This is a genomic window from Acetatifactor muris (assembly GCF_024623325.1).
Classification (GTDB): Bacteria; Bacillota; Clostridia; order Lachnospirales; family Lachnospiraceae; genus Acetatifactor; species Acetatifactor muris.
In genome coordinates, this window is sequence record NZ_JANJZD010000007.1 from 93,128 (window position 1) to 119,111 (window position 25,984).

Annotated in this window: 25 protein-coding genes; 6 read left to right on the top strand and 19 right to left on the bottom strand. The window is 48.1% G+C overall.

Going from position 1 to position 25,984, the window contains the following annotated elements; all coding sequences use genetic code 11:
* Window positions 1-74: 74 nt before the first annotated feature.
* Genes NSB25_RS08430 through trmB form a run of 3 tightly spaced genes read right to left on the bottom strand, consistent with a single transcriptional unit; the run spans window position 75 to window position 1,955 of the window.
* Entirely contained in the window at window positions 75-950 is an 876-nt protein-coding gene (locus NSB25_RS08430) for a YitT family protein (protein ID WP_103239222.1), read from the bottom strand.
* Window position 951: 1 nt separating this feature from the next.
* A complete protein-coding gene (gene trxA, locus NSB25_RS08435) occupies window positions 952-1,272 on the bottom strand; it encodes a thioredoxin (RefSeq protein WP_103239223.1) in 321 nt (106 codons plus the stop codon).
* Between the two features lie 14 nt (window positions 1,273-1,286).
* The gene (trmB, locus tag NSB25_RS08440; protein WP_103239324.1) at window positions 1,287-1,955 is read right to left on the bottom strand and encodes a tRNA (guanosine(46)-N7)-methyltransferase TrmB; all 669 of its coding nucleotides are present in this window, start codon (window positions 1,953-1,955) and stop codon (window positions 1,287-1,289) included.
* Window positions 1,956-2,176: 221 nt separating this feature from the next.
* Between trmB and NSB25_RS08445 the strand changes: the two genes are divergently transcribed.
* Window positions 2,177-3,661: a D-alanyl-D-alanine carboxypeptidase family protein gene (locus NSB25_RS08445; RefSeq protein WP_103239224.1), complete on the top strand. Its 1,485-nt coding sequence runs from the start codon at window positions 2,177-2,179 to the stop codon at window positions 3,659-3,661.
* On the opposite strand, the gene NSB25_RS08450 is transcribed toward NSB25_RS08445, so the two are convergent.
* The 8 genes from NSB25_RS08450 to NSB25_RS08485 form a co-directional block, all read right to left on the bottom strand.
* Window positions 3,643-4,611 carry a 3'-5' exonuclease gene (locus NSB25_RS08450; RefSeq protein WP_103239225.1) on the bottom strand — a complete coding sequence of 323 codons (969 nt, stop codon included), beginning with the start codon at window positions 4,609-4,611 and terminating at the stop codon, window positions 3,643-3,645. The genes NSB25_RS08445 and NSB25_RS08450 overlap by 19 nt on opposite strands.
* Before the next feature lie 104 nt (window positions 4,612-4,715).
* Window positions 4,716-6,149, bottom strand: coding sequence for a proline--tRNA ligase (proS, locus tag NSB25_RS08455; RefSeq protein ID WP_103239226.1), 1,434 nt, complete (start codon window positions 6,147-6,149; stop codon window positions 4,716-4,718).
* A gap of 2 nt (window positions 6,150-6,151) precedes the next feature.
* The gene (locus NSB25_RS08460) at window positions 6,152-6,301 is read right to left on the bottom strand and encodes a hypothetical protein (protein WP_172455041.1); all 150 of its coding nucleotides are present in this window, start codon (window positions 6,299-6,301) and stop codon (window positions 6,152-6,154) included.
* A gap of 276 nt (window positions 6,302-6,577) precedes the next feature.
* Window positions 6,578-7,288, bottom strand: a complete 711-nt coding sequence (locus tag NSB25_RS08465; protein ID WP_172455043.1) for an adaptor protein MecA — start codon at window positions 7,286-7,288, stop codon at window positions 6,578-6,580.
* Window positions 7,289-7,426: 138 nt separating this feature from the next.
* A complete protein-coding gene (locus NSB25_RS08470) occupies window positions 7,427-8,290 on the bottom strand; it encodes an SPL family radical SAM protein (RefSeq protein ID WP_103239229.1) in 864 nt (287 codons plus the stop codon).
* A 35-nt stretch (window positions 8,291-8,325) separates the two neighbouring features.
* Window positions 8,326-8,529, bottom strand: coding sequence for a hypothetical protein (locus NSB25_RS08475; RefSeq protein WP_103239230.1), 204 nt, complete (start codon window positions 8,527-8,529; stop codon window positions 8,326-8,328).
* 93 nt (window positions 8,530-8,622) lie between these two features.
* Window positions 8,623-9,480 (bottom strand): AraC family transcriptional regulator, encoded by an 858-nt coding sequence (locus tag NSB25_RS08480; RefSeq protein WP_103239231.1) that lies wholly within the window; start codon window positions 9,478-9,480, stop codon window positions 8,623-8,625.
* Window positions 9,410-9,625 carry a hypothetical protein gene (locus NSB25_RS08485; RefSeq protein WP_172455044.1) on the bottom strand — a complete coding sequence of 72 codons (216 nt, stop codon included), beginning with the start codon at window positions 9,623-9,625 and terminating at the stop codon, window positions 9,410-9,412. Before NSB25_RS08485 ends, NSB25_RS08480 begins: the two co-directional genes overlap by 71 nt.
* A gap of 125 nt (window positions 9,626-9,750) precedes the next feature.
* On the opposite strand from NSB25_RS08485, the gene NSB25_RS08490 reads away from it, so the two are divergent.
* Entirely contained in the window at window positions 9,751-11,148 is a 1,398-nt protein-coding gene (locus NSB25_RS08490; RefSeq protein ID WP_103239232.1) for a family 4 glycosyl hydrolase, read from the top strand.
* Window positions 11,149-11,807: 659 nt separating this feature from the next.
* On the top strand, window positions 11,808-12,830 hold the full coding sequence (locus tag NSB25_RS08495; RefSeq protein ID WP_172455045.1) for an Rpn family recombination-promoting nuclease/putative transposase: 1,023 nt from the start codon (window positions 11,808-11,810) through the stop codon (window positions 12,828-12,830).
* 196 nt (window positions 12,831-13,026) lie between these two features.
* Here the strand turns inward: NSB25_RS08495 and NSB25_RS08500 are convergent, their stop codons facing one another.
* Together NSB25_RS08500 and NSB25_RS08505 are read right to left on the bottom strand one after the other, a co-directional pair.
* Window positions 13,027-13,245, bottom strand: a complete 219-nt coding sequence (locus NSB25_RS08500; RefSeq protein ID WP_103239325.1) for a helix-turn-helix domain-containing protein — start codon at window positions 13,243-13,245, stop codon at window positions 13,027-13,029.
* Window positions 13,246-13,427: 182 nt separating this feature from the next.
* Window positions 13,428-14,441 carry a tyrosine-type recombinase/integrase gene (locus NSB25_RS08505; RefSeq protein ID WP_103239234.1) on the bottom strand — a complete coding sequence of 338 codons (1,014 nt, stop codon included), beginning with the start codon at window positions 14,439-14,441 and terminating at the stop codon, window positions 13,428-13,430.
* A 324-nt stretch (window positions 14,442-14,765) separates the two neighbouring features.
* On the opposite strand from NSB25_RS08505, the gene NSB25_RS08510 reads away from it, so the two are divergent.
* Together NSB25_RS08510 and NSB25_RS08515 are read left to right on the top strand one after the other, a co-directional pair.
* Window positions 14,766-16,109: an MFS transporter gene (locus tag NSB25_RS08510; RefSeq protein ID WP_103239235.1), complete on the top strand. Its 1,344-nt coding sequence runs from the start codon at window positions 14,766-14,768 to the stop codon at window positions 16,107-16,109.
* A gap of 108 nt (window positions 16,110-16,217) precedes the next feature.
* On the top strand, window positions 16,218-17,045 hold the full coding sequence (locus NSB25_RS08515) for a glycerophosphodiester phosphodiesterase family protein (protein WP_172455046.1): 828 nt from the start codon (window positions 16,218-16,220) through the stop codon (window positions 17,043-17,045).
* Window positions 17,046-17,220: 175 nt separating this feature from the next.
* Here the strand turns inward: NSB25_RS08515 and NSB25_RS08520 are convergent, their stop codons facing one another.
* The 5 genes from NSB25_RS08520 to NSB25_RS08540 form a co-directional block, all read right to left on the bottom strand.
* Window positions 17,221-17,844, bottom strand: a complete 624-nt coding sequence (locus NSB25_RS08520) for a non-canonical purine NTP pyrophosphatase (RefSeq protein ID WP_242982376.1) — start codon at window positions 17,842-17,844, stop codon at window positions 17,221-17,223.
* 31 nt (window positions 17,845-17,875) lie between these two features.
* Window positions 17,876-19,645 carry an ABC transporter ATP-binding protein gene (locus NSB25_RS08525; RefSeq protein ID WP_103239237.1) on the bottom strand — a complete coding sequence of 590 codons (1,770 nt, stop codon included), beginning with the start codon at window positions 19,643-19,645 and terminating at the stop codon, window positions 17,876-17,878.
* 46 nt (window positions 19,646-19,691) lie between these two features.
* Window positions 19,692-21,581, bottom strand: coding sequence for an ABC transporter ATP-binding protein (locus tag NSB25_RS08530; protein ID WP_146040008.1), 1,890 nt, complete (start codon window positions 21,579-21,581; stop codon window positions 19,692-19,694).
* Between the two features lie 2 nt (window positions 21,582-21,583).
* On the bottom strand, window positions 21,584-22,078 hold the full coding sequence (locus NSB25_RS08535; protein ID WP_103239239.1) for a MarR family winged helix-turn-helix transcriptional regulator: 495 nt from the start codon (window positions 22,076-22,078) through the stop codon (window positions 21,584-21,586).
* A 104-nt stretch (window positions 22,079-22,182) separates the two neighbouring features.
* Complete coding sequence (locus tag NSB25_RS08540; RefSeq protein WP_103239240.1) at window positions 22,183-23,010, bottom strand: radical SAM protein; 828 nt, start codon at window positions 23,008-23,010, stop codon at window positions 22,183-22,185.
* A gap of 105 nt (window positions 23,011-23,115) precedes the next feature.
* On the opposite strand from NSB25_RS08540, the gene NSB25_RS08545 reads away from it, so the two are divergent.
* Window positions 23,116-24,459 carry a putative ABC transporter permease gene (locus NSB25_RS08545; RefSeq protein ID WP_103239241.1) on the top strand — a complete coding sequence of 448 codons (1,344 nt, stop codon included), beginning with the start codon at window positions 23,116-23,118 and terminating at the stop codon, window positions 24,457-24,459.
* On the opposite strand, the gene NSB25_RS08550 is transcribed toward NSB25_RS08545, so the two are convergent.
* Window positions 24,383-25,981 (bottom strand): glycosyltransferase family protein, encoded by a 1,599-nt coding sequence (locus tag NSB25_RS08550; RefSeq protein ID WP_103239242.1) that lies wholly within the window; start codon window positions 25,979-25,981, stop codon window positions 24,383-24,385. The two genes, NSB25_RS08545 and NSB25_RS08550, sit on opposite strands and share 77 nt — an antisense overlap.
* Window positions 25,982-25,984: the final 3 nt, after the last annotated feature.

The following is a 25,984-nucleotide window of genomic DNA, read 5'->3' on the forward strand; positions in this document are numbered from 1 at the left end:
TGCATCAGTCGGACAACGCAAAAATATCCCGGCAGGAATCAGTTACACAAGGCGCTGATTTCTGCCGGGATTTGTTACAGTTTCTTGATAAAGTTTCCATCCACGCTTACACCTTCGTTAATCACGATAAAGGCGTTGGGATCGTATCTGTGTACCGCTGCCTTCAGACGGCTCACTTCATATTTTGACAATGTAATATACAGTATGTGCGAATCTTCATGGGTATAAGCCCCCATCGTTGACCACTTGGTAATTCCTCTGTAAATCTCCTCAAAAATCACCTTCTCCAGTGCCGCAGTATCAGCCTTTGTGATGATTTTAGCCTCCACATTGATGTTCTGTGTGTGAACTTTATCCATTGCCACAGAATGCACCGCAGCATAGATAACCGAGTACACCACAATTTCCACATCAAACAGAAAGAGGCAGACGGCATACAAAGCCAGATTGACAAACAGATTCGCCTTGCCCACGCTGAAATCTCTCTTCCACCGAATCAGCAGCACACCTACTACATCCATTCCGCCGCCGGAAGAAGCCATTCTCAGCGTCAGTCCGATTCCCGCACCGGTTATAATTCCCCCCACCATGCAGGCGGCCATAGAATCCTTCACAATCATTCTGGTGGGAATCAGCGACAGGAAGAGAGTCATCACCGTAACAGTGAGCAATGTCTTCACGAAAAACATTCTCCCCATCCGTCTGAATGCAATCACAAAAATAGGGATATTAATCAGGTAGTAAATGATACCGGCAATGTCAAAATTGCTGAAATTCATATGAAAATATCTTGCCAGCAAGGTTCTGATTACCTGACAGAATCCCATCAGTCCGCCTGTGTACAGGCCGGCAGGCACCACAAAAAGATTGGTGCCCGCAGCGTAAAGAAACGCTCCCAGTCCACAGAGCAGCAGCCTTTTTCCTTCGTACAGAACAACCTCTTTTTTCATCTCACCTCAATGCCTGCTCAACCTTTTCCTTTAATTCCGCCGCAGACATGGCTCCCACAAAGGTTGCTTCCGGACTGCCGTTTTTAAATATAACAAAAGCCGGGATACTGGAAATGCGATATCTCGCCGCCAGCGTCATATTCTCGTCAATATTGCATTTGCCGACTTTTACCCTTCCTTCATACTCCTCCGCGATTTTCTCCACCACAGGTCCCATCATCCGGCAGGGATTACACCAGTCCGCGTAAAAATCCACCAATACCGGAGTGGCCGCCTGCAGCACTTCCGCCTCAAAATTGTCCTCTGTGAATTTGTATTCCATAAGTTTACCTCCTGTTATAGTTCCGCTGTTTTGTTATTTTCTCTGATAATCACATACTTGCAGATAGGATTTCCCAGGCTCGAAAATTTCTCTTCGTACTCCGTCATCACGTTCCCCTGCATCAGCACCTCGTCATGGTGAAGATCATAGGTAAGCACGCTGGCAGTCCATCCCGCCGGTACCAGTTCGTCCACGGCAAAGTCGAATAATGCTCTGTTGTCTGTCTTGAATTCCAAGCGGCCATTCTGCTCCAGAATCACGTCATACCTGGCCAGAAATTCCCGCGAGGGCAACCGGCGTCTGGCATGTCTGTCCTTGGGCCATGGATCAGAGAAATTCAGGTAAATCCGGCTCACTTCCCGGGGGCCGAACACCCTGGTAATCTCTTCCGCATCCATCCGCAGAAATTTCAGATTGGGGAGCTCTTCCTTCTCCATTTTCTGAACTGCCCGAAGGAGTACGCTGGAATATTTCTCGATACCCACATAATTAATATCGGGATTCTCCTTAGCCATAGTATGTATGAATTTTCCCTTTCCCATTCCGATTTCAATATGAATGGGATTTACATTGTCAAAAATTTCTTTCCATCTGCCCGCACAGCCGGCCTGCAGTTCCTCCCGGATAACATAAGGACTCTCCGCAATCACCTCCCGCGAACCTGTAATATTACGCAGTCTCATACCTGCTCCCATATTTGTAAGTTTATGGCAGTTCAACGCCCTGTCCGGGCTGTTGCACAAGTTTCCTTACTCACTGTACTTTAAATTCAAATGCTTGTCAATGAAAAATTTTGAATCACAAATTTCGTCATATTCCTGCTTTGGTTTTGGAGAAAAATAGTATATAATAAGAATCATCTGAAGTGAGAATTTGATACCCACATAACTTGCGAGGTTACAATATGATTTCTTTCAAAAAATATATCCGGAGCAAATCCGTCATCCATACATTTTTTAATTTTTCGGTCATAACAGCTGCCTGCGCCATATGTCTGTCCGCCGGCACCCTCACGGTTCACGCCACATCCGCCGAAGCCCAGCTGCGTCTGGAAACCCAGCGCGCCATGGAAATTCAGTCCAACGAAGTCCCAAACTGGCCGGTGGGTCCGACAGTAGGCGCCGAATCCGCCATTTTGATCGACGCGGAAACGGGCACGCTGCTTTATGCCAAGAATATTCATCAGCAGCAATATCCTGCCAGCACCACCAAAATTCTGACTACCCTGATTGCTTCCGAGCAATGCCAGATGGATGAAATTGTCACCTTTTCCCATGACGCAGTCTTCGATACTCCCTGGGACAGCAGTCATATCGCCATGGATGTGGGACAGGAGCTCACCATGGAACAGTGTCTCAACGCCATCCTGATTCGTTCCGCCAATGAAGTGTCTTACGCCGTGGCCGAGCATATATCGGGAACCACAGACTGGGCTGTCTTCGCCGGCATGATGAATACCAGAGCGGCAGAGCTGGGCTGTCTGAACTCCAATTTTGTCAATCCTAACGGGCTGCCGGATGAAAATCATTATACTACGGCCTATGACCTGGCCATGATCGGCAGAGCTTTTTTTGCCAATGAAATGCTGTGCAAAATTACATTGACCAGGCGCATGGAATTTCCGGCCACCGATAAGCTTCCTCAGGGAAAACTGGAGAATAATCATATGCAGATTATTCCCGGCGGTCAGTATGCCTACAAATATCTGGTCGGATGTAAAACCGGCTATACAGACGATGCCAGGAGCTGCCTGGTCTCCTGTGCGGAGAGAAACGGTATGAAACTGATCTGCGTGGTAATGCATGATGAATCTCCTTATCAGTATGAAGACACCATTGCTTTGTTCGAATACGGATTTTCCAATTTTGAGAAAATAAATGTCTCCCAGGCCGAGACCAAATATAATATCGACAATACCGGTCTGTTTTACAGCGGAAACGACATCTTCGGAAGTTCGCAGCCAATTCTGTCTCTGAACCGGGATGACTACATTATTCTGCCCAAAACGATCTCTTTCGCGGACACAGAATCGGTTATTTCCTATGAGTCCGGTAACGAAAATCAGGCTGCTGTCATTACCTATTCTTATCATGGTGTGGATATCGGAACGGTAAGAGTGGATTTCAACATAAGAAATGAAGAAGGATACGTCTTTGATGTCATACCGGAGGAGGCCGAAAAGGAAAAACCTTTCATTTTCATTAATATGACAGTAATTCTCATCGGGATTTCCTCGTTGGCGCTCATTCTGTTTATCGTACTGGTCACTCGCATTATTTTGAAAAATTATGTGATATCCGGCCGGCCCCGCCGTGGAAGACGTAAGAAGCGGGGCCGGCACAGAGGACGCGGCAGAAGGCGGGGCCGCGATCATCTGGATTTTTTCTGAATCCGGCGCTGTTTGTTCATTTCTTTTGCGTGACCGCTGCGCTCTCTGATTTTGTCCGCCTCCTGATCAGAGATCAGCCTGGTAGTTTTTACAATATACAGCCTTCCGCTGTCAGCCCTGCGGATTCTGATCTTTCCTTTCAGATATCCGTGTTTCTCACATCTGGCAAGGCAATAATAGTTTCGCCCGTTAGGCGTAAACCAGCGGATCTTTTTCCGGAGATTCCGGCAGCACAGATAGCATTTGCTGGAAGCCACTTCCCTGTCCCCCAGGGCCTCTTCCTTGCTGTCGAATTCTCTGGAAATATATTTCATATAAGAATCAAATCGAACCTTAATTTCCGACGCTTTGTCTGCCGGCGGCCAGAATACATCATAGGAGACATTCTCCAGTACTTCCGGTTTCTTCTTCAGAATCCCGGTGAAAATTCTGGCGGTATAGCTGGCGTCGCTGAGTGCCCGGTGAAAGGGAATGTCCTTTTCCAGCTCCAGAAAGTCAATGGCATGTTCCAGAGATTTTCTGGATTTACCGTCCTCAAAGGCCAGGCTGAACAGCTTCTGCACATCCAGGAACGCAATCGGCCCCCCGGCCAGCGGCGTCAGATGGTAGAATTTCATATTGCGCTGAAGCTCTGTGAGATCTGCACTTCCCCAGGTACAGAACATATATTCCCCTTCTCCGCACCATTCCAGAAAGCGTTCCGCCGCCGCCGTAAAGGTTGCCCCTTTCTCCAGTTCCTGTGTCTGCAAATGAATCAGCCTGCTTGTAATTTTGTGCATTTCAGGATATACCACAGGCCTGATAAGCTCACTGAACTCTCCCAATGCGAACCCGGAATGATCCAATTTTACAGCGCCGATTTCAATAATCTCAAAGGGAAGAACGGCTATTTCCTCTTCTGTACCGGTATTGCTCTGATTCCATTCCAAATCCATTACAATATAGTTCATACAATATTCCTTTTCCAGCGGCAGTATATGTCCCGCCGCCGGCTACTGCTGCTCATACAGGTATCCGTCCGGGTGTGTACCAGGTTTCATATTTCCTGCAGGACTCAATACGCCCGGCCCCAGTATACCATCTTCTTCGCGGGTCTGCCGCAGCATACGCAATTCTCCCCAATGTGTTCCTGAGCAAAAGGCATACACCGGCTGGTTACACTCAGACGTTCTTTAATCTGAATTTCGCATTCCTCATCGCCGCACCACATTGCCTTTACAAAGCCGCTTTTTTCATTGAATATATTGACAAATTCATCCATATTCACCGCTGTCCAGGTATTCTCGTCCCGGTGCACCCTGGCTCTTTCCAGCATCTCCCGCTGCATAATCTCCAGCAGTTCTCCTGCCTTAACCTCCAGCTCTTCCAGCGGCACTTCCAGCTTTTCTCTGGTATCCCGACGACAAATCACACATTTTCCGGCTTCTATGTCTTTAGGGCCGATTTCCACCCGGAGGGGATATCCTCTCATCTCTGCTTCTGCGAATTTCCATCCGGGACTCTTATCCGAATCATCTACCTTCACCCGGAAATGTCTGTGGAGTCTGTCCCGAAGTTCAGATGCCTTCTCCAGTACCCCTTCCTTCTTCTGCTGGATCGGTACGATACAGATCTGCACAGGTGCTACTCTGGGAGGCAGCACCAGCCCCTCATTGTCTCCGTGCACCATGATAATGGCGCCGATAATGCGGGTACTCATTCCCCAGGAAGTCTGATGCACATATTTGAGCGTATTATCCTTATCTGCAAACTGAATCCCGAAGGCTTTCGCAAATCCGTCTCCAAAATTATGACTGGTACCGGACTGCAGTGCTTTGCCGTCATGCATCAACGCCTCGATGGTATATGTGGCTACTGCTCCTGCGAATTTCTCCTTATCTGTCTTCTGCCCTCTGATAACAGGAATCGCCAATACTTCCTCACAGAAATCTGCATACAGATTCAGCATCTGAATCGTCCGCTCCTGGGCCTCTTCTTCCGTGGCATGCGCTGTATGCCCCTCCTGCCACAGGAACTCTCTGGAGCGCAGAAAAGGTCTGGTCTCCTTCTCCCAACGTACCACGGAACACCACTGATTATAAACTCTGGGAAGGTCTCTGTAGGAATGCACATCATTTTTATAAAAGTCACAGAACAATGTCTCTGAAGTAGGACGTACACACAGTCTTTCCTGCAGAGGCTGCAGTCCGCCATGTGTCACCCAGGCCACCTCAGGCGCAAATCCCTCCACATGGTCCTTCTCCTTCTCCAGCAGAGATTCGGGAATAAACATGGGGAGATATACATTTTCCACCCCCGCATTTTTGAACCGCTCATCCAGCTGTCTTTGAATCAGCTCCCAGAGCGCATAACCCGCAGGCTTGATTACCATACATCCTTTTACAGAAGTGTAATCAATCAGTTCCGCCTTTTTCACCACGTCTGTGTACCATTGGGCAAAGTCCACATTCATGGAGGTAATTTCTTCCACCATTTTTTTGTCTGCCATTTTCACTCGTCCTCCTCTTTTCGTTTCGTCATGAAGCTGGCCTCATAACTGTTATTAGTTCCGCAATATTCCCTGTGTACGACAAAACGCCGGTCTTCCGTCCCGAAGGGACCGGAAAACCGGCGGTACCACCCTAATTGATGCCATTGCATCCATCTCCTGTGCCGATAACGCCGGCCTGCGCCATACTTCAGCCCACTGATACAGCATTATTTGCTGTCAGCCGGCCTCGCAGGGAACTCCAAGGCAGGTTCCGGACTTTCCACATAAGAACCTCTCAGCTGCCATTCCCACCGCTGCCCGCAGTGTCAGATAGGCCGGTCCTCTCTCTGGGATGCTTCCAACTCCGTACTGATCCTCTTCACCGTCTGTATGTATGGGATTATAGTGCATGGCAGCTGAAATTGTCAAGACCAAAAATGACCAAATCACCCTCTCAGCTTCTTCAGGGCCTTCTCTGAAATCAGGCACTGGCCGTGTTCCTCCAGGCCCGCCACCTGGGACTCGTCTGCGGCATACAGACTGCCGAATTCCATGGCCTGAACACAGGCCCTGCTGTAGCGTTCATAAGAGGCGCGCCCTTTCAGCAGATACAGATAATAAAGTCCGTCCATCTCATACAGCCTGCTGTCCACCATCAGCTTTGTCGGCAGCACAGCCGCATATTCCATAATTCTGCCGATTCCGGAGAAGACGAACACCGCAAAGCCCGGGCGCTCCGCCTGCTGATTCTGCCCTGGCGCTTTTCCTTCTTCCGGAATCTCCTGCGCAGCATTTCCCTCCTGTTCCCCGGAAGCGGAATTCCCGTTTATGCTGAGCTTTTCACGGGTCCTTTGAAGAATTCTCTTCATCTCTTTCAGGCATTCAATAAACTGATCGCTCTCCTTGCCCTCGGGATCTCTGTCCGAAAAAGTCAGTATCAGCCCCTGGTCAGGCAACAGCATAATCTGCAGATCAAAGGCAAACTGAGGCGGCTTATACCCGACCTCTTCCCGGGCCTGTTCGATGATATCCTGCACTACTTCCCGGGCCTTATCACTGCGCATAATAAAGTCTTTATAATCAATGTCATACTCTTCCAGATCTTCATTAGACAGAAAACATTTTACTGTTTTTTCATCCACACGTTCTATCTTCATTCTTATCATCCCCATAAAGTATACAAGCCAACTTTTGACATATATTATGATACCATGATATTCTGATTTTTTCAATTATATAAGTTTTCCATTCTTCATAATATTTGCGGCTGCATAACACTTTTCCTCCCTTTTCCCTCAGAACAGTGTCAGCTGTTCATATCGTTCCGGAAGCTCCCGCAGATATTCAAAACATTTTTCCACCTCACAGATAATATTATTCTCTCTGCATTTTCTGTAAAACAGCTGCATCAGTTCCCTGCTCCGGTCGCTGGGCACTTCGTAAGCATACCCATATCTCTTATGGTATCGTTCCTTCATGCCGGGGAAATGCCTGTCCAGCGCGGCATAAAAATATTCTCTGTCGCCCTCCTGCAGAGTCATCCCCATTCCAAAGCAGATAATCCCGCTCACACCTGTCTGAATACAGTAATTTAAGATGCCCTCCACATTTTCCCTTGTATCATTGATGAAAGGCAGAATCGGTGACAGCCAGACTACAGTGGGAATACTGTTTTCATGAAAAATCTGAAGGGCTTTCACACGCTCCCGGGTTGTGCACACATTTGGTTCCAGAATTCTGCACAACTCTTCGTCATATGTGGTCAGTGTCATCTGCACCACACATCTGGCTTTTTCATTGATACTTTTCAACAATGGCAAATCCCTGAGAATTCTGTCGGATTTGGTCTGAATGGCAACGCCGAATCCATACCTGTCTATGATTTCAAGGCATCTCCTGGTCAGCTGCAGCTGCTCTTCACAATGCATATAGGGATCGCACATGGCGCCTGTTCCTATCATGCATTTTTTCCTTTTGGATCGCAATGCCTTCTCCAACAGTTCAGGCGCATTCTGCTTTACTTCAATATCTTCAAAATCATGAGTAAACTGATAACATTTACTCCTGCTGTCGCAGTAAATGCAGCCATGTGTACAGCCTCTGTATAGATTCATTCCATTCTGCGCAGACAGAATCCCCTTCGCTTCTACAAAATGCACTTTGTTTTCCTCTCGTATTGATTCCGCATTATCAGCTATTCCAGCACATCAAACGCCGTTCCGCAGGCCCAGGGACTCCCTATGTCGCAGCGTCCATGATGGTACCGGCGATCCACTACTTTCCCTTCTCCTTCCACTACATCCACCCTGATTCTGCTTTCCCCGGCCTGTGTACAGCCGTCCAGAAGCGCAATCAGCGCATCCACATCCCGTTTGTCTTCCTTATTGTCTCCGCTCATATAAACTCCTCATTATCTTTTCACCGCAATTTGCTGCCGCACCACATTCTAATTCCGTCAATGTCCGCCGTACATACCTCTGCCCGGCTGATGTCAGGCCCGCTTCTCCCGCCGATATCTCAGCGGTGTATAAAGTGTGTATTTTTTAAATACTCTCTCAAAATAAGTAATACTTTCAAATCCCAGGAGTTCCGAGATTTCCGTGACAGAATAGTCCCCGTATATCAGCAGATTCTGAGCCTTTTTGACCCGTACAATATTCGTATATTCATTGACGCCAAATCCCGTGACCTCCTTGAAGATCCGGCTCAGATAAGACTTGCTGATATAAAATCTCCCTGCCAGCTCCTCCAGGCACTCCCTTGTATCAGGATGGGTCTGCAGATAGTCCGCCACCTCGTGGACTTTCTGATGCTTTGCTGTCTGTGCTGTCTGTTCTTTCCTGTCCGGCAGTACATTCTTCCGATACCGGGCCAGCAAAACCAACAGTTCCAGCAGCTTCACCTTCACCATCAGCTCATATTCTTTCCGCCTCTCCCGAATCTCCTCCGTAATCTGCAGTATCATGGTTTTCACCATGTCAGCATCCCTTTTTCTCAGACGGATGATCTGCATATTCCTGTCATACAGTTCTCCCAGAGTCAGAAAACCATTACTCTTCAGGAAGGTGTCAAATGCTTCTCCTTTAATCTGAAGCAGGATCCGATTATGGTAAGAAGCCTTCGCCATACTGGTCTTATGAATCTGATTGGGCTTCACAAGGACCACATCCCCTGCTCCTACCAGATAAGTCTCTTTATCAATAAAGTAATACCTCTCTCCTTCCAGAAGATAATACAGTTCATAGGTATCATGAAAATGCCGGTTTGCCATGGAAAATTCATTCTCCCGAATCACCTGTTCCGCCTCTATCAGCCCCTCCACCCGCTGTCTGAATATCACCTGCTCCATAGTCGTCCCTTCCCGGTACTCCTCTCAGGCCATCCTGGCCTACGATTCCGCTTTCCTTCCGCCCACAGCTTTTACTTTCGATGCTCTGTCTGATCTGCTGCCTTTTGTCCACATCTCCAAAATTATGTCCCTGTACCGTATCCAAAGCTGTCTTGTGTCCGATAGTACGAAAATGCTGAATTCAGACAAGATTATATGAGATTATTATACTATTTTATTGTATAATGGCAATATCTGAGTACGAAATTTTTTAAAGGAGGAGTACTTATCATGAAATATGCAGAAAACAAAGTATCTGATATTCAGATTGCCTACATCGGCGGCGGCTCCCGCGGATGGGCCTGGACATTTATGACAGATCTGTCAATGGATGCCTCCATCAGCGGCACCATCCGTCTGTTCGATATCGACGAGGCTGCGGCAAAAAACAATGAACAGATTGGAAAACGTCTGAGCAGTCGTCCTGATGCAGTGGGAAAATGGGATTATGTTACCTGCAAAACCATCGAAAAGGCGCTGACAGGCTGTGACTTCGTCGTAATTTCCATTCTGCCGGGCACATTTGACGAAATGGCATCTGATGTCCATCTTCCGGAGCGACATGGCATTTATCAGTCTGTGGGAGATACAGCAGGACCGGGCGGCATGATCCGTGCCCTCCGCACCATTCCCATGTTCGCCGATATTGCCTCCGCAATCAAAAATTATGCCCCTGACGCATGGGTCATCAATTATACCAATCCCATGACACTCTGCGTGAAGACCCTGTATCATGTATATCCTGAGATCAAGGCTTTTGGCTGCTGCCACGAAGTGTTTGGCACTCAGATGGTGCTGAAAAACATCTGTGAAGAAACCTTCGGTTTAAAAGACATCAGGAGAAATGACATACTCGTCAATGTCCTGGGCATCAACCATTTTACCTGGTTTGATCAGGCTTCATATAAAGGCATCGACCTCTTTCCTGTCTATGAGAAATACATTGATGAACATTATGAAGAAGGGCTTGCCGCAAGTCACGAAAACTGGGCAAACAGCACTTTTAACTGTGCTCATCGGGTAAAGTTCGATCTGTTCAGACGGTATGGCCTCATCGCCGCAGCCGGTGACCGTCACCTGGCGGAATTCATGCCCGGAGACGAATATCTGAAGGATCCTGAGACTGTAACCGGCTGGAAATTCGGGCTGACCACCGTGGACTGGAGAAAAGAAGATCTGCAGAAACGTCTGGATCGCAGTCACCGTCTGGCTTCGGGGGAAGAAGAAATTGAACTGAAACCCACCGGGGAAGAAGGAATCCAGCTGATCAAGGCCATCTGCGGACTGGACCGGATTATCAGCAATGTCAATATCCCTAACACCTGTCTGCAGATTCCCAATCTGCCCGCCGATGCAGTGGTGGAAACCAACGCCGTGTTCAGCCGCGACTCTATCAAGCCCCTTATGGCCGGCCGGGTGCCGGAGAATGTGAAAGCACTTCTGATGCCTCATATTGAGAACCATGAGCGCATTCTGAATGCTGCTCTTACCTGTGACAGAGAGCTGGTTTATGAAGCATTTGCATCAGATCCTCTGGTGAAAGGGCGCATCACCAAAGAAGAAATTCACAGGCTGGCAGACGATATGATTGCCAATACTGCTGCTTACCTTCCGGAGGGATGGAAGTAATATAACGTTTGGTCCGGAGTTATCTGGAATTCATATTCCGGAGTTAAAATTTACGGTTTGATTTTTATATCCGGATATCAAAGATGCGGCGGTTTCTTTGACGGGAACCGTCGCTTTTCACATTCATAAAACACCCGCTTATGCAACAGACAGGTTTCTGTCTGTGTCCTGTTCTTAACCTGTGTTCTGTTCTTAACATATACATGCCCAGGCAAATATATTCTACACGAACTCTCTGAAAGCCATTCTATACATACACAGCCGGCAAAGTCTGTCTTCCTTTAATCATACGCAATTCTGCACATACAAAATATGGGAAATTATGTCCCATTTATTCTCTTTGCATACCACATGTTGTATATGCAATCCGTTTTATCGCCTTATCGTTAATTCTTTTTCTACACTGACATTCTTTCCATCTGCTTTACAGGCAATTCCCTGTATGCTATACTCTAATTCATTCAACAGATATTTCTATTATACTGTTTCTGTCAACTTCCGGCAAATCTATATAGGAAAGGAATTCTATCATGTCTGAAAACACCTTCGCTCCATCTTTACTTCCGGGACTTTCCAAATATCCTGAATCTTCCGAATTTCCCTTATCTCCTGAGCTTCCTGACTTTCTCAGCTCCGCCACAGGCCCGGTGACAGTCCGTATGACCAACGATTACCTTTTCCGTGCCCTGCTTCAATCCAGCAACAAAGCCCTGAAAGGCCTTATCGGTTCCCTGCTTCATCTGCGTCCCGATGAAATTCTTTCTGCAGAAATCACAAATCCCATCATTCTGGGTACCAGTGTAGATGAGAAAGATTTTATTCTGGATATCAAGGTCTTTCTCAACAACAGAATTATCCTCAACCTGGAACTTCAGGTAATCAATCAGCACAACTGGCCCGAACGTTCCCTGAGCTATCTGTGCCGTTCTTTCGACAATCTGAACTCGGGAGATGATTATCAACAGGTAAAGCCTGCCATACATATAGGGCTTCTGGATTTCACTCTGTTCGAGGATTATCCGGAATTTTATGCCACTTATATGATGATGAACGTTAAAAATTATATGGTTTACAGTGACAAACTACGCCTATCTGTGATAGACTTAACTCATATAGATCTGGCCACCGAAGAGGATAAACGATATCGAATTGATCAGTGGGCCACTCTCTTCAAGGCAACCACATGGGAGGAAATCAAAATGATCGCTCAGCAGAACGAAGACATCCTGGCAGCAGGAAACGCCATCTACAGACTTACCAGGGAAGAACGGATCAGGCAGATCTGCGAAGCCCGGGAGGATTATTATCGCTGCCAGCGTGGTGTACAGCGGATTATGGAAGAGCAGATAGCTGCTTTAAGTAAACAGGAAGCTACCTTAAAAGAACAGGAAGCTACCTTAAAAGAACAGGAAACTGCCTTAAAAGAACAGGAAACTGCCTTAAAAGAACAGGAAACTGCCTTAAAAGAACAGGAAACTGCCTTAAAAGAACAGGAAACTGCCTTAAAAGAACAGGAAACTGTCTTAAAAGAACAGGAGAACACTATAAAAGAGCAGGAGATTGCCTTAAAGGAGCGGGGTGACTCTCTTGCTGAAAAAGATGCCCTCATTGCTTCTCTGTTAGCTGAAAAAGAAAGGCTGGAGAAAAGACTTGCTGCTGAACAATCATCAGCTTCATCCTGATTTGTCAAATATAGGATAAGTTCAGTATCAAAGCCGGCTGTGCTGCTTTCCCACATCCGGCTTAAAGTATTTACTGTCGCGGCCAGCATCCTCCGTTATCCTCGTTGCTGTAAAGCCTGTTTTCCCGGATATCTGCCATATGTGATCTGATTTGAAATACCTGGCGGTTCAGATCCCCCACAGCTTTCTTCCGCTGTCAGCCCTCCTTCTCCCTTCCGTCCGGCACATAGCGCGCCACATCCTCCAGAGTACATTCCAGTATCCTGCACAGGTCGTTCAGCGTGGTTGTGTTCATCGGCTTATTTTTCCTGAGCTTGTCCACTGTGGCGCTGGAAATCCTGTGCCTGGTGATCAAAGTATAGGTGGATTCTCCGGATTTCTTCAATGTCTTCCAGAAGGGCTGATAATCTATCAACGTCGTTTTCCTTTCGTATGCATCGGCCGGAACAGCATCCCGTCTGTTCCTCGGCTGTCCTTTTTTCTGTCTTATTTCCCTGGTACAATCAGGGTCTGACGGTCCTGACTGCATAAATATGCGCAATTTCCGTTCTTTATACATTCAAATGGTTCGCCTTAGTGACATATAAGGCGAACTTTTTATTCGATAGAATTAATACAGTTCGCTTTCTGGCGCATAGATGTATGTACATAGAACTCCATAGTAGTACGAGTGGAGGCATGCCCCAGGATGGAAGATACCGTTTTGCAGTCTACTCCTTTTTCCAGACAGGCTGTGGCAAAACCATGACGCATGGCATGAAAATTACAGTCTTCCATGGCACAGCGTTTCAAAATGGTCTTAAATTTCTTCTGCACATTGCGCGGTTCCGTACAGGTAAGCCGGCCGGTAAGCAAGTACAGTTCCGCATCCTTTCTCAGCTGCTTCAACGGTTTTATCAAATACCCGGGAATTGGAATTTCTCTTGCAGACGTGTTGGATTTCGGAGGCCGAATATAAATCACTGTTTTGGGCTGATTTTCAGAAATATGAGGGTTGGCTATGCGCGATATGGTACGCCTGATTCGAAAAGTATCAGTAGAAAAATCTATATCCTCCCATTTTAAGCCGCAAAGTTCTCCCAGTCGAATTCCTGTACCGCGACACAGCAAAATGGCAATGGCAAATATGTTATTCTCTTCCAGCAGATATTCTTTCATCCGATTACTTTCCTGCAAAGTCAGCACTTTTGACTCGGGTCTGTGACAATTGATGTTGCAGTAATCCAGCAATCTGCTATCCAGCAGTTTTATGCGGGCACCATATTTTAAAGTCAGTTTAAAAACCGCAAGGACAGAATGCACTGTTGTGGCTGCCAGGTTCTTTTTCTGCATTCTGTCAATAAAGGCAGCGATTATTGTCCCATCTATCTCTTCCAGTAAAATTTCACCGAAAAATGGAATGATATGAGAATTTACACAGTAACTATATCCGCAATACGTACTTTTTTTCACAGTTGCGCAGCATCCTTGCAGCCATTTAACACATAACTCTTTCAGCGTTTTGCAATATACGGAACTGCTCTCGCTGTATAGATTGAACTGTGTTGTCCGAAAGCCTGTTTCTTCTAGTACTATTTTACCTGGTCCCATTAATTTTCTTTCGTTTTTCATATTTCTGAATTTCTCCTTTGATCTGATGTGAATCTGGCCGCAGTGTGAAGCTTTTAGAATGCAACCTGCAATATATATGTTATAACATCCGCCAGAAAATTAACAAAACTGCCAGAAAAGTAAAAAAGCAGATTTTACTTGCAATATGGTGATAAAAAGTATAAAATAATAAAAGTTATGAAAAAAGTTCGCCTTATATGTCACTAAGGCGAACTTTTTCTGTACAACAGACAAAATTTCCTGTTATAATAAATAAAACACTTCCATGTCCGGCAACAAAGTTCCTTACAAAACATAAATAAAAGGAAAGAAAGAGGACAAAACATGAGCGAACTCAAGCTGAACTACAAACGAACCATTCTGGTAGGTCTTGCATTCCTGTCCATCAGCTCCTTCTGGCAGATGTACGACAATGTCATTCCGCTGGTATTGAGAGAGACTTTTGGTATGGACGAATCTCTGACCGGAATGATTATGGCGGCAGATAATATTCTGGCTCTGTTCCTGCTGCCCTTCTTCGGGGGACTCTCCGACAGAACCAGCACAAAGCTGGGCCGCCGTACACCTTATATCATCGCAGGTACGGCCGCGGCAGTCATCCTGATGAACGTCCTGCCTGTACTGGACAACAGTTATTCCAGGGAAGCCGCCCCATTTAAGCTGGCCGCTTTTATTGTGGTTCTGGGACTGCTGCTGATTGCAATGGGTACCTATCGTTCTCCCGCCGTGGCACTGATGCCCGATGTAACGGCAAAGCCTCTGCGCAGTAAGGGCAATGCCATCATCAATCTGATGGGTGCCGTGGGAGGCGTCCTTTATCTGGGCGTTGCCGCAGTTTTGTACCCCACCTCCAAAGTAGCAGATCTGACCCATGTCAATTACCAGCCTCTGTTTCTGGTGGTTTCCGCCATCATGGTAATCGCCATAGTCACGCTGCTCTTTACTATCCGGGAGCCGGAACTGGCAGCGAAAAATAAGAAGCTGGAGCAGGCCCATCCGGAGTGGAATCTGGCTGAAGACAACGGTAACGGCCGTGAGAGGCTTCCCGCTCCCGTAAAACGCAGTCTCGTTTTCCTGCTGGCTTCCATCGCACTGTGGTTTATCGGCTATAATGCCGTAACCACCTGGTTTACCACTTATGTCTCCCAGGTTATGGGTGAAGGTCTGGGCGGTGCCTCAAACTGTCTGCTGATTGCCACCGGCGGTGCCATTGTTTCCTTCATCCCCATTGGTATCGTTGCCTCGAAATTCGGCCGTAAGAAAACCATTCTGTCCGGGATTATCCTGCTGGCTTCCTGCTTTATCGCCGGCTTCTTCCTGACCACCCGTTTCTCCTCCATCAATGCCGTCATGTTCGTGGTCTTTGCCCTGGTGGGACTTGCCTGGGCAGCCATCAATGTCAATTCTCTGCCCATGGTAGTAGAAATGTGCCGCGGCAGTGATGTGGGAACATTTACCGGTTTCTACTATACGGCTTCCATGATAGCTCAGGTAATCACCCCTGTGCTGGCAGGCTCTCTGATGAAAGCTCTGGGATATCCTGTTCTCTTCCCTTACGCCGCCCTCTTCGTTCTCCTCAGCTTTGTCACTATGTGTTTTGTGCGGCATGGCGACAGCAAAGCAGAACCCAAAAAAGGGCTGGAAGCTTTTGAAGCCATGGACGATTAACAGCAGCATCCCCCTGGTGAATCTTCTGTTTTCATGAATCATTATACAGGCAGCAATTCAGACGGCAAAGTGCTGAATTGCTGCCGAATTACAAAGGAGGACCTTCCCATGATACTCATCATTTTACTTGTCATGGCATTGACACTGTTCCTGCTCTGGTGTCTGCTGCTCCTTCCCCGTCGGAACCAGCCCGGCTGGGAGCAGTTGTCCGGTGTCCGCTATGCCCATCGGGGGCTTCATGACGCAGAGCATGGCATCCCGGAGAATTCCATGGCCGCTTTTCGGAAGGCCGTGGAACATGGCTTTGGTGCAGAGTTAGATGTCCACCTGATGGCTGATGGCAACCTGGCGGTGATTCATGACAGCAGCCTCCGGAGAGTCTGCGGCAAAGATGCCATCATCGAAGATCTGCAAACGGCCGATCTGGATAAATATCCCCTGCTGGGGGCAGAGGAAACTATCCCTTTGTTTCAAAATGTTCTGGAATTATTTGAAAAAGAAAAACCACTGATTATAGAATTGAAAGTAGAACGGGGCAACGCAGCCGCTCTGACGGATGCTGTGATGGCGCTTGTGCAGAACTGGCACGGGACTTACTGTATAGAATCCTTTCATCCTGCCGTACTCCTGCATCTGAAAAAACATTACCCTGCGGTCCTCCGGGGACAGCTCAGTCAGAATTTTCTCCGGGGCAGCGAAGCGGGCAATCTCTCTCTGCCGGTACGTATTATCCTGACTATGCTGCTGACCACCTTCTTCACCCGTCCGGATTTTATCGCCTTCAATCATGAGGATCGTTCCTGCTTAAGCCTGCGGCTGATGAAACGGCTTTATCAAGTTCATGAAGCCGGCTGGACTGTGCGAGATCCGGAAACCATGAACCTGTTGGAAATGGAAGGCATACTTCCCATATTTGAAAATTTTATTCCGTCATAAACCTCAGGGTCTGCTCATACCCTGTATTCGAATTACCCGGTATGGCAGACCCTTTCCCTGACGAAATTCTGCGGAATTCTCACTGGTTTCCGCCAGTCCTTCCTGTATATTTTCAGGACATGTGTCTCTACAATATCCAAATGCGCAGCGGCAGTCTTCTGCGGCATACAAAGGTTCACAGTCTGGCATTTTCCTGCAATACATTCTGGAAAAACTGCAGAAATCCGTCCTCCACTGCCACCACGTCCAACTGCTCTTCCTTCAAGTCGTAAAAGTATTCTCCCGTCTCAATATCCACAGACAAGCTGTCCAGCGGAAATCCTTTGTGCCGGACTTTCGAATGGGGGCGCGCCGTCAGCAGGAAGGGCTGACTGGCCAGACTTTCCGCCATGGATTCATACACATGATCTCTGTCCATTACCAGACAGATGGCATTCCGGTATCTGGCTTTCAGATCCCCGTATTTCCTCGCCAGACCGGTATAATATTCCAGCATTTCCTCATCTGTCAGATATTTCCCATTCACCGTTCTCACATGGACGCCGGGCTGTATTTCTTCTGGCACTCCCTCGAAATACAATCCGCTGTCACAGGAGAAAACCGGCATTCCAAAAGTCTCATAATAGGCATGAGCCTTCACCCTGGCATTTTCCAGGGGTGTGACGCCGTTCTCCTCCACCTCCGGAATTCTTTTGTCTATGTCACGCAGTCCCAGAATTTCCAGATTCAGGCCTTCCAGTCTGTGCCGCATAGCATCCAGCTTTGCAGAGTTCCCCGTCCCGTACAGTAATTTCAACACAATATTTAATTCCTCCCTGTCAAAATGCACATTACTCAAACTGCGACGCATACAGTTTATAATAAAATCCCTTCTGCGCCATCAGGCTCTCATGATTTCCCTGTTCCACCACATCTCCGTGGTCCACCACCAGAATATTGTCCGCATGCTGAATAGTAGATAGACGATGTGCAATCACAAAGCAGGTCTTATCCTTCATCAGCTCCCTCATAGCCTTCTGAATCCTTCTCTCCGTACTGGTATCCACATTGGAGGTAGCCTCATCCAGAATCAGCATCTTCGCGTCATAAAGCATAGCCCTGGCAATGGTCAGCAGCTGCTTCTGCCCCTTGGAAATATTCCCCCCGTCTTCACTGATGACAGTCTCATAGCCCTGGGGCAGCCGCATGATAAAGGAGTGAATATGCGCCGCTTTTGCCGCAGCCACCACCTCTTTCATGGTGGCCCCTTCTTTGCCATAGGCAATATTGTCGAAAATGGTTCCCTTGAATACCCAGGTATCCTGAAGCACCATGGCGTAGGCGGCACGCAGACTCTTCCTGGTATAGTCCCTGCTGTCCTTTCCCTCCACCAGAATGCTTCCCTCATCCACATCGTAAAACCGCATCAGCAGATTGATAATCGTCGTCTTGCCGGCACCGGTCGGTCCCACAATAGCCACCAGTTTCCCGGCGTCCGCGTTCAGATTCAGATTGTGAATAATGATCTTCGCCTTCTCATAGCCGAAAGACACATTCTCCAGCGCCACATTGCCTTTTACATCATCCAGCTCTTCCGCTCTCTCCCGGTCCTTCGGCTCTTCCTCCTCGTCCAGCAACCCAAATACTCTCTCCGCTGCCGCCAGTGCAGAATACAGCTCGTTTGTTATATTGGCGATCTCGTTGATGGGACCGGAGAACTTCCGGGAATACAGTACAAAGGAAGAAATCTGCCCCAGAGAAATCCGCCCGCCCATATACAGGAAAGAGCCGAATACAGCAATCAAAGTAAGTCCCAGATTATTGATGGAATTAACTGTAGGCCCCATGGTCATTCCGTAATAATCTGCGTTGTAATAGGCGTCAGCCGCATTCTGATTCACTCTGTCAAAATTCTCCGCCACTCTGTTCTCATAGGCATACGCCATAATGGTCTTCTGTCCGGAAAACATTTCTTCCACAAAACCATTCATAATACCGTAATTCTGAGAACGCTTTACATATCTGGGCTGTGTAATCTTTCGTATATTCGTCACATAAATGACAGCTGCCGGAATTGTGACCGCCACCACCACCGCCAGAATCGGCGAAATGTAAAGCATCATACTGAAGGATCCGATGACTGTCACAAGACTTGTGAGAATCTGTACCACATCCGTGGCCAGGCAGGTACTTACCACATCAATATCATAGGATACCCGGCTGATAATATCCCCTGCCTGATTGCGGTCAAAATATCCCACCGGCATCCGCATCAGTTTATCAAATACATCCTTCCGCATCCCCTTTGCAATTCCCTTACTGACACACATCATTATAATATTGATGGAAATCGTTATAAGGGAAGAAACCACATAACAGAAAAGCATTCTGAATGCAAAATAAAATACCCTGTCAAAATTTACTTTTCCCGCACCTGCCGCAGCCTCATTGATGGCCGAACCGGCCAGACTGGGTCCCAGCAGAGCCAGGACATTGCTGGTAAAGCACAGTGCAAATACCAGCATGAGAATCCATTTATATCGTCCGATATAGGCGATCAGCCGTATGAAGGTCCCCCGGGTATCCTTCGGTTTTTTCCTGATTGAATCTCTGGCTGCCATATCCTTTCCTTTCCGCCTGAAAACTGCCGCACATCAGGGCAGTTTCCTACACACTCCCCATCTGGGTTCTGTAAATTTCCTGGTACATGGCACAGCTTTCCAGCAGCTCTTCATGAGTGCCATGCCCTATAATTTTTCCCTCATCCAGCATGATAATGTCGTCCAGCCCCATAATGGAGCTGACACGCTGGGCGATGATGATTGTGGTGGTATCCGCATGATGCTCCCGAATGGCTCTGCGCAGTGCGGCATCTGTCCTATAATCCAGAGCACTGGAAGAATCGTCCAGTACCAGAATCTGCGGTGCTGCTGCCAGCGCTCTCGCAATCAGCACCCGCTGCCTCTGTCCGCCGCTTAAGTTCGCACCTCTGACCACCGCCCTGTGATCATATGTATCCTCATAATCTTCGATAAATTCCTTTGCCATGGCGTCTTCAGCCGCTTCCTCCAGTTCCTTCCCGGTCACATCACGCCCAAAGGAAATATTCTCCTTCAGCGAATCCGCAAAGATAACATCATTCTGGAATACAACACCGAAAAGCTGATGGAGCTCATCCTTGTCATAAGCCCGCACATCTTTCCCGCCGATAAAGATATTCCCCGCGTCGGCATCGTAAAAGCGCATCAGCAGATTGATAATTGTGGTTTTACCGCAGCCGGTCGCTCCGATAATTCCCAGAGTCCCGCCTCTCTTTATGGCAAAATCAATGTCCTCCAGGCATTTCTGCCTCTCCAGTCCGTCGAACCTGTCTCTGGAGGAACCCGATCCTTTCCCTGAGGTATCCTTTCCTCCGGAAGCGTCGTTCTTCTCCTTCCCGGCTCTCTCTTCTCCGGAGGAATCTTTCTTCTCTCCGATGCTCTCTTCTCCGGTAATTCCATCCTCCTCCATCCCGGAATGTTCGCTTTTCCCATAGCTGAATCCCACATGTTCAAATATAATGTATTCGTCCCGGTCCGTGACCGCTGCTTCCTTCGCGGGAACAGGCGTCAGTTCATCTTCCGTCTGAACCACAGCAGCGATGCGGTGAGCAGAGGCATTGGCCTTTGACATCAGCATGAAAATCCGGTTCAGTCCCATAACACCCATCAAAATCATGTTGAAATATGTCAGAAAAGCCAGGATGACCCCCGGCTGAGTCACACCGCCGTTCACGCGATAAGCACCCACAATCACCACGATAGTCAGTCCTACATTCAGCATGAATGTCATGATAGGGCCCGGCAGCGCCATGACAATGCCCGCTTTGATATCCCTTCTGGCCATCTCGCTGTTGGCCTCCTCAAAACGGCGCATCTCATAATCCTCTTTGGAAAGTGCCTTCACCACACGGATACCTGTAATATTCTCCCGCATAATCCGCACAATGTCATCCACCGATTTCTGCACCCTGCCGTAAAGCGGAATTCCCTTCATGGACACACATACCACCGCCACAATCAGAATCGGCGCCATAATGCAGAGAATAGAAGCCAGTCCCACGTCCATGGTCAGCGTGATAAAGATACCTCCGATAAGCATGATTGGCGCACGGATTCCCATGGTCTGACTGGACTGGATAAAGCTCTGGAGATTATAGGAATCCGAAGTCATCCGGGAATTCAGCGAAGGCAGCCCGAACTCGTCCAGCTGTTCTCCTGACAGATTCACCGACTTCCAGAACAAGTCCCGGCGAATCTCATAGATACTGCTCTTAGCCACTCTGATAGCCATCCTGTTTGCCTTTACATTGGCCTGCCGTACGAAAACCACCAGAAGCAGCATAACGGCTCCCCAGGCAAAAACAAGCCTCACATTTTGTTCCGGCGCCACATCATCCACCAGATGTTCCAGCACATAAGGCAGCAGCAGTTCACCAACGGTACCTGATAATTTAATAAACATACCAAGTGCAATCATAAAGCGATATTTTTTTAGGTAAGAAAATATAAATTTCATCTTTACTTCCAACTTTCAAGCAATTTTGCCAACATTTTTTTCATTTCTTCCTGCTCCTGTTCTGAGAGGGCCGCAAAAGTCGGGGTTCCGTCCTCCTGCTGCTCCTGCCGTACCGCCGCTTCATGCCCTGTTTCTGTCAGCTCAATCACACTTCTGCGCCGGTCTTCCTCGTCCTTCTGGCGCCGGATAAGCCCCTTTTCCTCCATCTTCGTGAGAATCTCACTGACGGATCCCGGCTGTATCCGAAGGATATCCTGTAACGCTTTCTGCGTCATGCTCTTTCTGTCCAGCAAAATAGCCAGGATCCTTCCCTGGCCCGCCTCTCTGCCGGAACGCACATACAGATGATACCCGCATGCCCGCATCATACTGTACAGACTGTCATGCTCATAGGACAATTTTCTGCCGCATCCGCATCCACGATGACATTCCCGCTTCTGTTCCATTATCGCATCCTCTCTTCCGCTTCCTTTTTCCCTCACTGTCTTCCCTTCCAAATTATCCGGATGGTTTCCTTATCTTTTATAAGCCTTTTTTAGGTGCCTTAACATTATCCTACATCACCCCGTCCGATTCGTCAAGAGAAAAATGCAGCCTTCCTCTATGTTTCTACCGTCACGGTAAAATGCCTCTCAAAAACAGATTGCGCTTCACGAATACGCTCCTCTGACAGAGGGCGCATATCGCGAAAGGCATAAGATAATCCCATCGCCCGGTACTTCGCATCACCCATTCGGTGGAAAAGCAGCAAATCGACATTACGAATCCCCATTTCCACCAGCAGGGCGGCGCTTCTTTCCAGGGAATGGGTATCATCATTTATGCCTGGTATTAATGGTATTCGGACATGGAGAGCAAACCCTCTGTCCGAAATCTTTCTCAGATTTTCATAGATCAGCTTCTGATTTCCCCTGACAATTTCACGGTAAACTTTTTCGTCAGGGGACTTGAAATCATAGAAGAGACAATCTGTGTAAGGCAGAACTCTCTCAAAATGATCCCACGGAACGTTTCCGGCTGTATCGATCAGCGTACTTACACCCAGTTGCCGCAGGCGACGGCAAAGCTCCGCCACACCCTCCGGCTGGAGCATGGGTTCTCCCCCGCTGACGGCAACGCCCCCCTGGCTTGCTTTATAAAAGTCCACATCCCGCATAACGCTCTCCACTGCCTCTTCTACCGTCAGGTTCATTCCGTATGAAACGAGTTTCCCGGTATCCTGAAACAACAGGGTCTGCGGAACAGGTGCAATCGTTTCAGGATTGTGACACCAGGGGCAGCGCAGATTGCAGTCCTTGCGTTGCCGCTTTATCCGTGAAGACAGTTTGGCCCCTGAACCGTGAAATGGAATATCCCAAAAACAGACACAGGATATTGTTTCCGTCTTTCTCTTGCGTTCACTATCCCGGCCATGTATAATATTGACCATAGTTTTTCTGTGTTCTGTGATACAGGTGCATCGGCGTGACAGTTCAGCGATCTGCGGCAGGGGCTGTCTGCACTGTTACGGGAAATACCAAAGAGGAGATTTTTCATGACTTATACTTTGACAGACTTAATCTGGCTGTACTTCATCTATTCCTTTGCGGGCTGGTGTATAGAGGTCTGCTACGCTGCCTTCACCCGCAGGCAATTTGTCAACAGAGGTTTCGTCAACAGTCCGCTGTGTCCTGTCTATGGTTTCAGCGCCGTACTGTTCGCGGTCTTCCTTCCGGAGCTGACATCCCGCCCTTTTTTTCTGTTTTTAGGCGGCCTTCTGCTGGCCAGCCTGGTGGAATATGCCACCGGAATGGCAATGGAGAAAATCTTCCGGAAAAAGCTCTGGGATTACTCTGATATTCGTTTTAACCTGGGCGGCTATGTCTGTGCCCGCTATTCCCTGCTGTGGGGGCTGCTGGCAGTAGTTACCATGCTTTTTCTCAATCCTCTGCTGTGCGGCGCTCTCAGACTTATCCCGGGCGTCATCACACTTGTGGTTCAGTGGGTGGCCGCAGGATTGCTGATTCTTGACTTTATCACCACCGCCATGGCCGTCCTGGGCATGGAAATCACCGCCAGGCGCCTCTCCCAACTGTCCGCGGAAATGCGGCACACTTCCCGTCTGCTGGAAAACCGGCTGAATACCGGCGTACAGAGGCGTATGCAGAAGGCCTTTCCCGTCATCAACAAAGAGGCCATTGCGGAAGATTTCCAGGAAAAATCCCGAAAGGCCAAAAGCGAGCCAAAGGTATTTGCCCAGGGGTGCAGTTTCTATAAGCTGGTGGCTCTCTTTTTCATCGGCGCCTTTCTGGGAGATATCACCGAAACCATCTTCTGCCTTCTGACAACGGGTATCCTCATGAGCCGCAGCAGTGTGGTGTACGGTCCTTTCAGTATTGTGTGGGGACTGGGCTGCGCTCTGCTCACCCTCTTCCTATACCGCTATCGGGATAAAAGTGACCGGCATATCTTTCTGGCAGGCACCCTGCTGGGCGGCGCTTATGAATATGTCTGCAGCGTGTTCACCGAGCTTGCGTTCGGCACTGTGTTCTGGGATTACAGTGATTTCGCCTTTAACCTGGGCGGACGCATCAATCTGCTGTACTGCTTCTTCTGGGGAATCGCCGCTGTGGTATGGCTAAAGCTGATTTATCCCAGGTTCTCTGACCTGATCGAAAAACTTCCTGTTCGGACAGGCAGAATATTGTGCAACTGTATGATTGTGTTCATGATTTTCAACATGCTTCTCTCTTCCCTGGCCCTGGCACGGTATTCAGAACGGCAGACCGCTGCCATATCAGCTGCGGAGCCGGAAAATTCTCTCAGCGCCTTTCTGGATTCTCATTTTCCGGATGAGCGGATGGAGCGGATTTACCCCAACGCCAAACTGACCCAATGAAAGATGAGGACAACCATTCTACTGTTTTTCGAAATCCCAGAACTGCTGTGACAATAAAAAAGGGAACATAAATGTACACATATCTGGCCCGTGCTTCAAACAGCAGTCCGAAAAGTATGGTTCCGATGATTGTCAGCAGAATCACCGACAGGGAAAGATCTGCTTTCTTCCGGTATCCCACCAATCCCAGAGATGATGCTGTCACCCACAGCCAGATCCCCTGTCTAAAGGTTTCGTTCACAGCATTTGCCAGGCTGTCGCCCCACATGATATTGCGCAGTGCAGGTGAAAAAAGTTCATTTTTCAGTTCATAAATACCGGAGAAAAAGGTTCCCTCACACCTCCATGCAAAGGTTCCGTCTCCATAGTTTGTCATTATTTTCCGGACGAGATGAGAGCCCAGCCCCTGGATTCCCATCTCTCCCAGCCGTTGTCCCACGACTTCCCTGTTGGCCCGGGAACGTTCCTCCTTTGTGGGAAAGCTCCTGGAAAATTCCACATCTGATTCCAGATACCCTCCGTTATTCTGCTGATTCAGTCCCATCATGGCATAATGAGACATTCCAAATGCTTTCTCCCTGTCCAGCTGCCCAGTAAGATCACTCACAAGCCAACTATACAGAACAGAGGAAAGAAGGATCCCGGCCAGCGCATACAAAAGCCCCCATTGATATATCGGTTTTCCGGACTTCCGACGAAAAAGTTCCACCAGTGTAATCGCAATGAAAACGATGAAAATCTGGGGCTTTACATGATATCCAAAACAGGAAAGCGCCCCCAGAAGCCCCCATTTCATTTTGGTATGCTTTCCATTCTGCAATTCTACATATAGATATAAAATCGCCATTGGAAAAATGAGCCCCCAGGAATCCGAATACGGGATCAATATCCATCCGCTGGTACCGACCAACACAAGATAGCAGAACCATCCTGCCCACGCCCCTGCAATTGTATAACCGCGAAGGATCTGAAACAGGAAATATCCGGTCAGGCCGGACAGGAGACACTGCACACACAGTATCCCCATAATCCCCTGCTGCACATCCAGAATTCCCACACTCAAATCTATCTTCCTGATCAGCGAGAAAATCCGCAGCAGCAATATATTGTTGGGGTAAGAGGAAAAATACTCCAGCGCCGTCAGCGGTTGGCCTTCCGCAACCCGGAAGGCTTCGGACAACAATACTGCCACATCCCACCCCGTGTAAAAATACGCGTTATAACAAATGTATATCTGAACAAAAACGAACAGGACCGTCAGCATCCGAATCGCTTTACCGGAATGCTCTTCCAAAACTTTCCGCAGATTTCTGCATTTTCCGCATCCGGCCGCCAAGATACCCGCTGCCAGCATCACTGTGCAAAGCAATGTACCGTTCCCCAGCAGAAAGAAATGTTTATAAGAATACTCTGCTTTCCCTGCGAAAAACAGCAGTAGAATCAGAATAAAAGCCATAATAAGGCAAAATGCTGTCACCAAAACCTGCCGAAAAGCAAAATGGGCTTCCCGCTGTTCACTCACCCT